The following is a 9,099-nucleotide window of genomic DNA, read 5'->3' as shown; positions in this document are numbered from 1 at the left end:
GCGGCTCAGGCGCGCGCCCACACGGTGACGTCGGTCGGCACCCGGCCGTCGGAGTCGAGCGGCCCGCTGCTGAGCAGCGGCTGCGCCCCGGCCGGCAGGCCGACCGACTCGGCACCGAAGTTGGTCACCACGAGCAGGTCTCCGTTACGGAACGCGAGCACGTCGTCGGCGGTGTCCACCCAGGACAGGGCGCCCCGGCCCAGGCCGTGTTCCCGGCGCAGCATCAGGGCCGCCCGGTACAGCTCGTACGTCGCCCCGGCCACCCCGCGCTGGCGGTCCAGTGCGTACTCGGCCCACAGCGCCGGCTGCGGCAGCCAACTGGCGTCGGTCGGCCCGAAGCCGTACGACGGCGCGTCGGCCTCCCACGGAATCGGCACCCGGCAGCCGTCCCGGCCCCGCTCGGCGCCGTCGCTGCGCTTCCAGGTCGGGTCCTGGCGGGCGTCGTCGTCCATGGTGGTGTGTTCGGGGAGCCCGAGTTCCTCACCCTGGTAGAGATAGGCCGACCCGGGCAGGGAGAGCATGAGCAGGGTGGCCGCCCGGGCCCGGCGCAGCCCGACGGCGGTGTCCGGCTGCGGGTCGCCGACCCCGATCCCGTTCGGGCGGGGCGTACCGGGCGGGAGCCCGAGCCGGGAGGCGTGCCGCACCACATCGTGGTTGGACAGCACCCAGGTGGTCGGCGCCCCGACCGCGTCGGTCGCCTCGAGCGAGCGGGTGATCACCGCGTACTGGGCCGGAGCGGTCCAGGCCGCCAGCAGGTATTCGAAGTTGAACGCCTGGTGCATCTCGTCGGGGCGGACGTAGGCGGCCAGCCGCTCGGCCGGCTGCACCCATGCCTCGGCGACCAGGATCCGGTCGCCCGGATAGCTGTCCACCAGCCGGCGCCAGTCCCGGTAGATCGCGTGTACGCCGTCCTGGTCCCACATCGGCGGGCGGGGGCCGGTCCGGCCGCCGCCGCTCAGCGGCTCCTCCGGGTAGTGCCAGTCGGCCAGGTCGGCCTGCTTCACCAGACCGTGCGCCACGTCGACCCGGAAGCCGTCGACGCCCCGGTCGAGCCAGAACCGCAGGATGTCCTCGAACTCGGCGCGTACCTCGGGCAGGTCCCAGTTGAGGTCGGGCTGGCCGACGTCGAACAGATGCAGGTACCACTGGCCGGGCCGGCCGTCGGGGTCCGGCACCCGGGTCCATGCCGGACCGCCGAAGACGCTGCGCCAGGTGTTCGGCGGCTCGGCGCCGTCAGGGCCCCTGCCGTCGCGGAAGATGTAGCGGTTCCGGGCCGGGTCTCCCGCGGGGGCGGCGAGCGCCTCGACGAACCACGGGTGCGCCGAGGAGGTGTGGTTGGGCACCAGGTCGACGATGACCCGCAGGCCCCGGGCGTGGGCCTGGGCGATCAGTTCGTCGGCGTCGGCGAGCCGGCCGAAGATCGGGTCGACGTCGCGGTAGTCGGCGACGTCGTAGCCGGCGTCGGCCTGCGGTGACGGGTAGAACGGGGAGAGCCACACCGCGTCGACCCCGAGTTCGACGAGGTGGCCGAGGCGGGCGGTGATGCCGGACAGGTCACCGATGCCGTCGCCGTCGATGTCCGAGAACGAGCGGGGATAGATCTGGTAGATGACGGCATCTCCCCACCAGGCGGGCGGGACGGCGGCGGGGCCGCCCGGGGCCGGGGATGCCGCGGCGGAGGTTTCGTGCGTGTTCAGGGCGCTACTCCCGTCAGATCGTGCCGGTCCCGTCAGATCGTGCCGGATCGGCCTGTTTTTACCGTACTGGTCGAGCCTTCGAATCCGGGCGGACCGGTCAGGGCAGGGTCGACGCTTTCAACCTGCCCTCGGCGGCGCCGTCGATTCGCGTACGACCAGACGAGTGGGCAGGATCACCGGCGGCTCGACGGCGTCGGCGGGATCGCCGTGCCCGAGCGGGCCGAGCAGCAGGCGGGCGCCGATCCGGCCCTGCTCGGCGGCGGGCTGCGCGACGGTGGTGAGCCCCACGACGCCGGCCACGTCGTGGTCGTCGATGCCGATGACGCTGATGTCGTCGGGCACCCGCAACCCGGCCTGGCGCAGCGTGGCCATGGCACCCAGGGCCATCTCGTCGCAGGCCGCGAAGATCGCGGTGGGCAGCGGACCGCGGCGCAGCAGTTCGGCGGTGGCCCGGCTGCCGCCGTTGATGGTGAAGTCGGCCTCGACGTCGAGTTCCGGCTCGGGCCGTACGTCGGCGGCGAGCAGCGCCTGGCGGTAGCCGATCCGCCGGTCGATGTGGGTGGTGAAGGCCAACTCGTCCGACGGGTCGCCGGAGATGTGGGCGATGCGTCGGTGCCCGAGCGCGAGCAGGTGGCCGGTGGCGGTCGCGGCGGCCGCCCGGTCGTCGATCAGCACCCTCGGCCACCCGGGTACGGCGGTGCCGGAGCTGACCGTGACGCCGGGCAGGGCCAGGTTGGTGACGGCGACGAAGTCGGCCGGCTCCAGCGGGGTCGCCACCAGCATCACCGCGTCGACCCGCTTGTGCAGGTTGGCGGTGTGCAGCAGCCGCTGGCGGGCATGCTCACGGCCGCCGAGGTTGTAGAGCAGCAGGTCGTAGCCGGCCTCGTGCAGGGTCTCCTCGGCGGCCTCCACGACGGTGGCGAAGAACCACCGGGTGACCCGGGGGATCACGACGGCGACCGTACCGGTGCGGCCGCCGGCCAGCCGGGAGGCGCTGGGGGAGGCGGTGTAGCCGAGTTCGGCCGCCGCTTCCAGCACACGTTCCCGGGTGGCCGGCGACACCGTCGGCAGCCCCCGCAGGGCCCGCGAGACGGTGGCGGTGGAGACCCCCGCCCGGCGGGCCACGTCGTCGATCCTGGTCACCGGGCCACCCCCGTTGCCCGCCCGGTCGGTGGTGCCGGGGTCAGCCCTTCACGCTTCCGGCGAGCAGGCCACGTACGAAGTAGCGCTGCAGGGACAGGAACACGATCAGCGGCACGATGATCGACACGAACGCGCCGGCGGTCAGCCGTTGCCACTCGTTGCCCCGGGTGCCGGCGAGTTCGGCCAGCCGCACGGTCAGCGGTGCCGCCTCGTTGCCGCCGCCGGCGAAGATCAGGGCGACCAGCAGGTCGTTCCATACCCACAGGAACTGGAAGATACCGAACGCGGCCAGGGCCGGGGTGATCAGCGGAAGCACGATCGTCCGGAAGATCTTCGGGTGGGTGGCGCCGTCGACCCGGGCCGCCTCCATCAGATCGCCCGGCAGTTGCGAGATGAAGTTGTGCAGCAGGAAGACGGCGAGCGGCAGCGCGAAGCAGGTGTGCGCGAACCAGACCTGGATGAACCGTTGCTCGTCGTCGAGGTTCCAGGCCGGCATGATCTGGACACCGCCGACGCTGACGCCCTGGGAGAAGAAGCTGAGCAGCGGCACGAGGGCCATCTGCAACGGCACGATCTGCAGCGCGAAGATGCCGATGTAGACCCAGTCCCGGCCCCGGAACTTGATCCAGGCCAGCGCGTACGCCGCCAGCGCGGCGAAGGCCAGCGGGAACAGCACGGACGGCAGGGTGATGACCACCGAGTTGACGAAGTAGCTGGCGAGCTGCCCGGCGGAGGACGACCGGCCGAAGAGGACGTCCTGGTAGTTCTCCAGGGTGACCTGCGGGTCGGTGAAGAAGGTCCACCAGCCGGTGGTCTTGATCTCCTGCTCGGGGCGGAACGACGAGACGAACAGGCCGAAGGTCGGCAGCGTCCACAGCACCGCGATGACGATCGAGACGAGGCTCGCGACCCGCGTGTTCAGTCGCCTGCGGACCCGCCCGGCGGCGGTCTTCGGCCGGTCGGCGCCGCCCTTCGCCACCGGGGGCGCGGGGGTGGTGGTGGTCATGTCAGCCCTCCCGCTGCTGGCGCAGGTTGCGGATCTGGTAGATCACGATCGGGATCACCAGGACGAAGAGGAACACCGCCAGCGCGGAGCCCTGCCCGACCTGTCCGAACCGGAACGCCTGGTTGTACATCTCGTTGGCGATCACGCTGGTGTTGAAGTTGCCGTTGGTCATGGTCCGGACGATGTCGAAGACCTTGAGCGTGGCGATCGAGATCGTCACGACCACGACGATCAGGGCCGGCCGGATGCTGGGGAGGGTGACCCGCCGGAACATCTGCCAGGCGTTGACGCCGTCGAGCCGGGCCGCCTCGACGATCTCGGCGGGGATGGCCTTGATCGCGGCGGACAGGACGACCATCGCGAAGCCGGCCTGGATCCAGACCATGACGGCGATCAGCAGCAGCGTGTTGAGGGGGGAGTTGAGCAACCACTGCTTCGGTTCGCCGCCGAGGGACACCGCGATCTGGTTGAGCAGGCCGATCTGCTCCTGCTCCTCGGAGCGGTAGGCGTAGACGAACTTCCAGATGATGCCGGCGCCGACGAACGAGATCGCCATCGGCATGAAGATCAGCGACTTGGCGATGGCCTCGAACCGGGCCTTGTCCACCAGTACGGCGTACAGCAGGCCCATGCTGGTCGCGAGCAGGGGGACGAGGACCACCCACATCAGGGTGTTGGCCAGCACGTCGAGGATCTCGGGCTGGGAGAACATCCAGCCGTAGTTGCGCAGGCCGACCCAGTTGACGCTGCCGCCGTCCATGAACGACAGCAGGGTGGTGCGTACGGCCGGTACGACCAGGCCGATGAGCAGCAGCGCGATTGCCGGGAACAGGAAGAACGCGGCGAAGAGCCCCTCCCCGCGGCGCGGCCGGGCGGCCGGGGCGGGGCCGTCCCCGCCGGGACCGCCCTTGGCGGTGCTCGCCGCGATCAGCCGCTGCTCGCGGCGTCGGGCGAAGTAGTTGGGGACGGCGTCGAGCAGCAGGAGTAATCCGCCCACCACGACGACGAACGCCACCAGGCCGTACAACAACATGAGAAGCTTCGGGGCTTCGTCGGCGAACTCCATGCGTCCTCCCGCACGCGGAACCTACCGGGCCGGTGGCCCAAGGGACCGGTGGCCCGGCCCGGGACGCCCCGGGCCGGACCACCGAGAATCACTGGGGCCAGGACTGCTCTACGAAGGTCAGCGTGCTGGCGGTGTCCTTACCGTTGATCCAGTCGATCATGCCCTTCCAGAACGTGCCGGCGCCGACGGCCGCCGGCATCAGGTCCGAGCCGTCGAAGCGGAAGACGGCGTTGGTGTCCTGGAGGATCTGGACCGACAGCTTGTCGATCGGGTTGGCCACGTTGTTCAGATCGACGCCCTTGTTGGCCGAGACCCAGTTGCCCAGCTTGGCGCGGGCGTTGGCGTGCTCGGACGAGGCGAGGTAGGTCTGGAACGCCTGGACCTCGGGCCGGTCGGCGAACGCCGCGGCGAACTCGCCGCCACCGAGGACCGGCTTGCCCCTGCTCGGGTCGACCGGCGGGAAGTAGAAGGCGAACACGTCGCCGTCCTCAGCGACCCGGGTGCCCTGCGGCCACTGGTTCGCGTAGAACGACGCCTGCCGGTGCAGGGTGCACTTGCCGTCGACGATGGGCAGGCCAGCCTCCTGGAAGGAGGTGGTGGAGATGCTCTTGACGTCGCCGTAGCCGGCGTTGACGTACGCCGGGTTCTTCAGGATGGAGCCGGCGCGCTCGAACGCGGCGGCGATCCGCGGGTCGCTGAACGGGATGCCGTGGTCGACCCACTGGTCGTAGACCTCGGGGGCGTTCTCGCGCAGCATGATGTCTTCGATCCAGTCGGTGGCCGGCCAGCCGGTGCCCTCACCGGACTCGATGCCGACGCACCACGGCTTCTGGCCGTCCGCGACGACCTTGTCGCTCAGGGCGATCAGTTCCTGCCAGGTGGTCGGGACCGTGTAGCCCTTCTCCTGGAAGGTCTTCGGCGAATACCAGACGAAGGACTTCACGTTGGACCCGAACGGCGCGCCGTAGAACTGGCCGTTGACGGTGCCGTACTTGAGCCACTCGGCCGGGTAGTTCTTCTCGGCCATCGCCTTGGTGTCGGCGGAGGTCGGCTTGAGCTTGCCGGCGTCGGCGAAGCGCTTGATCAGACCCGGCTGCGGGATCAGGGCGATGTCCGGCGGGTTGCCGCCGTCCACGCGTACGGGCAGCTGGGCCTCGAACTCGCCGCTGCCCTCGTAGTTGATCTCGATTCCGGTGCAGTCCTGGAACTCCGCCCAGGACTGTTCGAGCAGATCGGCCTCCGCGTCGCGGATGGACGCGTAGACGGTCACCTCGGTGCCGTCGTGTCCCTTGTATGGCTCGTAGGCGGCGCACTCCGGGGAGTCCGCGTTGGTACCGCTGCTGTCGTCGCCGGAGCACGCGGCGGCACTGAGGGCAATGCCGAGCACGCTGGCGATCACGAGGGCTTGGCGTGGTCTGGTGAAGACCGCCATGCCGTCCTCCTTCCTTGCCGGCGACATTCCGAGCCCCACGGCTCACACGCCGGCCCCGACTCCTGTGGGCGTCCTCACATGTAAGCGCTTGCAACATTCGGAGTCCAGTCCGGAAGGGCATCGGCAAGTAACAATCAGGAAACTCAACCCGATTACGCAGTGTTACTTTCTGCTGACTTATTGCGCGTGGGAGCGCTCCTGCCTGCGCATTCAGTCATCGAGGATGGCGGCGAAGCGGGTTTCCGCAAGGGCCAACTGGTCGAAGATGTGGTCCTTGGCGCGGGTGGACAGCGGGGTGTCGGGGCGTCGGATCAGGTCCCGGAAGATCGGCACGAGCGGACGGTACTTACGTGCGAGATGGGCCACCCTGTCGCCCGTGGTGTGGATGATCCCCACCCCGTTGTCGGTGAAGTCGGAAACCTTGATCACCCGGGCCCACGGGTGCCGGTCCAGACTTTCCGCCACGTGTGCGCGGTACTGCTCGTGGCGGTCCCGGTCCGGGGCGTACTCGGGGTTGGTCACCGCCCGGACCAGGTCGGCCACCCGGGGGTTGAACCGGCGTGCCAGTTCGGCCAGGGCGGCCGCGGTCGCCACCGCGTGCGGCTGTCCCGGCGGCAGCCCGGCCAGTTCTTCGGGGTGGTCCTCGACCGCGTCGTGCAACAGGGCGGCGATGATCACGTCGACGTCGTCGACCTCGTAGTACCGGATGATCCGGATCGCCACCCGCAGCAGGTGGTTGAGGTACGGCTCGCGGACCCGGCGGTCGTCGCGGTGCAGGTGGGCGGCGAGTTCGGCGGCGGCCGCGAGGCGGGGCCGGTCGGCGGGGGAGAACCGCGCCAACTCCTCGTCCAGGCGGTCCCGCAGGCCGGATTCGCCGTAGACCTCGGTGATCGCGTGCAGCGGCATGGACATCAGGTACGTCGGCGAGGCCATGGCCAACAGATATACCCGATGATCGCCATCGGAACTGGCGTGAACTTGCCAGAGGGACTTCCGTCGATTGCAGCTTTCTGTCAGCATCCATCGAAAGATCGACAATTATTACCGATGTTTGGAGGATCTGGATGCCCAGACGTCTGCTCACACTCACCGCGGCGGCGCTGATGGCCGCCGCCGCCGTCATCATCCCGGCCGCGCCGGCCGCCGCGGCGCCCACCTTCAAGGTTCCGTTCCCGTGCGGCCAGACGTGGTCGGGTCAGACGCGGACCAACCACAGCCCGCCGAACTCGATCGACTTCAACCGGACCAACGACGTCGACGACCCCGTCGTGGCCAGCGCCCCCGGCACCGTCGACCGGGTCACCAACCTCGGCAACACCAGCTACGGAAAGTACGTACGGATCAACCACGGCGGCGGCTACCACACCTACTACGCGCACCTCAACGCGTTCCGGGTGTCGGTCGGCCAGACCGTGCGCCACGGCACCGTGATCGGCACCGTCGGCAGCACCGGCGGATCCACCGGCCCGCACCTGCACTACGAGCAGCGGCTCAACGGCGCCGACATCAGGATCCGGTTCAACGGCACCCTCGCGCTGTACTGGGGCACCCGGAACTACACCAGCGACAACGGCTGCGGAAGCGGCAGCACCGCACCGGGCACCGTACGCACCGCAGGCACCCCGCTGACCGTGCGCTCCGGCCCCGGCACCGGCTACGCGTCGGTCGGCACCCTCGCCACCGGTACGAACGTCACCATCCACTGCCAGACCACCGGTACGTCGGTGACCGGCACCTACGGCACCAGCAACATCTGGAACCGGATCGGCAGCGGCCGGTTCATCGCCGATGCCTACACCTACACCGGGCACAGCGGCTTCATCCCGGGCGTACCCCGCTGTTGACCCGACCGACCCGCGCGCGACGCCGTGACCCGAACCGGTCACGGCGCCCGCCGCGTCAGTTCATCCGCCACACCGCGAGGTTGAGCGCGGACGCGAACGTCACCCAGGCCCAGTAGGGCACCAGCAGCAGCGCGGCCGGCCGGCTGACCCGCCAGAAGAGTACGACGGTGGCGCCGACCAGTACCCACAGCACCACGATGTCGAGGAACGCCAGGCCGTACCGGCCGGCACCGAAGAAGATCGGCGTCCAGATCGCGTTGAGGACGAGTTGGGCCGTCCAGACGTACAGGGCCGGGCCGAAGCCCGCCCGGCGCCAGACCAGCCACCCCGCGACCGCGATCGTCGCGTACAGGACGGTCCACACCGGACCGAAGACCGACGACGGTGGCGCCCAGGACGGCTGGGCGAGCCCGTTGTACTCCTGGGCCGTGCCGCTCACGCCCAGGCCGCCGATGGCGGCGGCGACGAAGACGGCGGCGGCGAAGCCGACGAGCGCCCACCACCGCCGGTGGCCGGACCGGGCATTGGCGGTGAGCGCGGCGGTGTCCATGTCCGATGCGGTTCCCGCCGGTGGGTCCGCGCAAACCCGCGCCCGTGCGACCCGGGCCCGGACAACAGGGCGCCGGGGCCGCTGCCGGCGGCCGTCCATCGGGGAGGACGACGACCTTCCGGCGAGCGACCCCGGCGAGTCGAGGTGGGGGTAGGGAAGGAGGGGATGGTGCGGCGGTCAGGTGAAGAGGCTGACCCCGCCCGGGCCGACGAGCAGCCCGACGACGATGAGGACGATGCCCCACAGGATCTGCCGCCGGAAGAGCGCGAGTACGCCGGCGACGACCAGTACCACTGCGAGAATCCAGAGAATCAGGTCCATGGCGGCGGATTACCCGACCGCCCGCCGCCGGAAACCCGCC

Annotated in this window: 9 protein-coding genes; 1 reads left to right on the top strand and 8 read right to left on the bottom strand. The window is 70.2% G+C overall.

Features of this window, described 5'->3' with window-relative positions; translation table 11 throughout:
- Positions 1 to 5 precede the first annotated feature (5 nt).
- The 6 genes from Prubr_RS05040 to Prubr_RS05015 all read right to left on the bottom strand — a co-directional run bounded on the left by Prubr_RS05040 (position 6) and on the right by Prubr_RS05015 (position 7,277).
- The gene (locus tag Prubr_RS05040; protein ID WP_212827519.1) at positions 6 to 1,610 is read right to left on the bottom strand and encodes a glycoside hydrolase family 13 protein; all 1,605 of its coding nucleotides are present in this window, start codon (positions 1,608 to 1,610) and stop codon (positions 6 to 8) included.
- Between the two features lie 204 nt (positions 1,611 to 1,814).
- Positions 1,815 to 2,840, bottom strand: a complete 1,026-nt coding sequence (locus Prubr_RS05035; protein WP_212822084.1) for a LacI family DNA-binding transcriptional regulator — start codon at positions 2,838 to 2,840, stop codon at positions 1,815 to 1,817.
- Between the two features lie 40 nt (positions 2,841 to 2,880).
- Positions 2,881 to 3,846 carry a carbohydrate ABC transporter permease gene (locus Prubr_RS05030; RefSeq protein WP_212822083.1) on the bottom strand — a complete coding sequence of 322 codons (966 nt, stop codon included), beginning with the start codon at positions 3,844 to 3,846 and terminating at the stop codon, positions 2,881 to 2,883.
- A gap of 1 nt (position 3,847) precedes the next feature.
- Positions 3,848 to 4,912 (bottom strand): carbohydrate ABC transporter permease, encoded by a 1,065-nt coding sequence (locus Prubr_RS05025; protein ID WP_212822081.1) that lies wholly within the window; start codon positions 4,910 to 4,912, stop codon positions 3,848 to 3,850.
- 88 nt (positions 4,913 to 5,000) lie between these two features.
- On the bottom strand, positions 5,001 to 6,344 hold the full coding sequence (locus tag Prubr_RS05020) for an ABC transporter substrate-binding protein (protein WP_212822079.1): 1,344 nt from the start codon (positions 6,342 to 6,344) through the stop codon (positions 5,001 to 5,003).
- Between the two features lie 210 nt (positions 6,345 to 6,554).
- Positions 6,555 to 7,277, bottom strand: coding sequence for an HD domain-containing protein (locus Prubr_RS05015; RefSeq protein WP_212822077.1), 723 nt, complete (start codon positions 7,275 to 7,277; stop codon positions 6,555 to 6,557).
- A 131-nt stretch (positions 7,278 to 7,408) separates the two neighbouring features.
- Between Prubr_RS05015 and Prubr_RS05010 the strand changes: the two genes are divergently transcribed.
- Positions 7,409 to 8,188 carry a M23 family metallopeptidase gene (locus Prubr_RS05010; protein ID WP_212822076.1) on the top strand — a complete coding sequence of 260 codons (780 nt, stop codon included), beginning with the start codon at positions 7,409 to 7,411 and terminating at the stop codon, positions 8,186 to 8,188.
- Positions 8,189 to 8,243: 55 nt separating this feature from the next.
- On the opposite strand, the gene Prubr_RS05005 is transcribed toward Prubr_RS05010, so the two are convergent.
- Both Prubr_RS05005 and Prubr_RS05000 read right to left on the bottom strand, forming a co-directional pair.
- The gene (locus tag Prubr_RS05005) at positions 8,244 to 8,738 is read right to left on the bottom strand and encodes a TspO/MBR family protein (RefSeq protein ID WP_212822075.1); all 495 of its coding nucleotides are present in this window, start codon (positions 8,736 to 8,738) and stop codon (positions 8,244 to 8,246) included.
- A gap of 177 nt (positions 8,739 to 8,915) precedes the next feature.
- Positions 8,916 to 9,059 carry a GPGG-motif small membrane protein gene (locus Prubr_RS05000; RefSeq protein WP_212822074.1) on the bottom strand — a complete coding sequence of 48 codons (144 nt, stop codon included), beginning with the start codon at positions 9,057 to 9,059 and terminating at the stop codon, positions 8,916 to 8,918.
- Between the last annotated feature and the right edge of the window lie 40 nt (positions 9,060 to 9,099).

The sequence above is a fragment of the Polymorphospora rubra genome, from assembly GCF_018324255.1.
Lineage (GTDB): Bacteria > Actinomycetota > Actinomycetes > Mycobacteriales > Micromonosporaceae > Polymorphospora > Polymorphospora rubra.
Note: the sequence above shows the minus strand (reverse complement) of the source record. Positions and strands in the feature narration are given on the sequence as shown.

What these genes read in the sequence shown, in the direction of transcription:
- Prubr_RS05030 (WP_212822083.1), bottom strand. Translation starts at nt 3,846, where the DNA reads ATGACCACCACCACCCCCGCGCCCCCGGTGGCGAAGGGCGGCGCCGAC.
- Prubr_RS05025 (WP_212822081.1), bottom strand. Translation starts at nt 4,912, where the DNA reads ATGGAGTTCGCCGACGAAGCCCCGAAGCTTCTCATGTTGTTGTACGGC.
- Prubr_RS05020 (WP_212822079.1), bottom strand. Translation starts at nt 6,344, where the DNA reads ATGGCGGTCTTCACCAGACCACGCCAAGCCCTCGTGATCGCCAGCGTG.
- Prubr_RS05015 (WP_212822077.1), bottom strand. Translation starts at nt 7,277, where the DNA reads ATGGCCTCGCCGACGTACCTGATGTCCATGCCGCTGCACGCGATCACC.
- Prubr_RS05010 (WP_212822076.1), top strand. Translation starts at nt 7,409, where the DNA reads ATGCCCAGACGTCTGCTCACACTCACCGCGGCGGCGCTGATGGCCGCC.
- Prubr_RS05005 (WP_212822075.1), bottom strand. Translation starts at nt 8,738, where the DNA reads ATGGACACCGCCGCGCTCACCGCCAATGCCCGGTCCGGCCACCGGCGG.
- Prubr_RS05000 (WP_212822074.1), bottom strand. Translation starts at nt 9,059, where the DNA reads ATGGACCTGATTCTCTGGATTCTCGCAGTGGTACTGGTCGTCGCCGGC.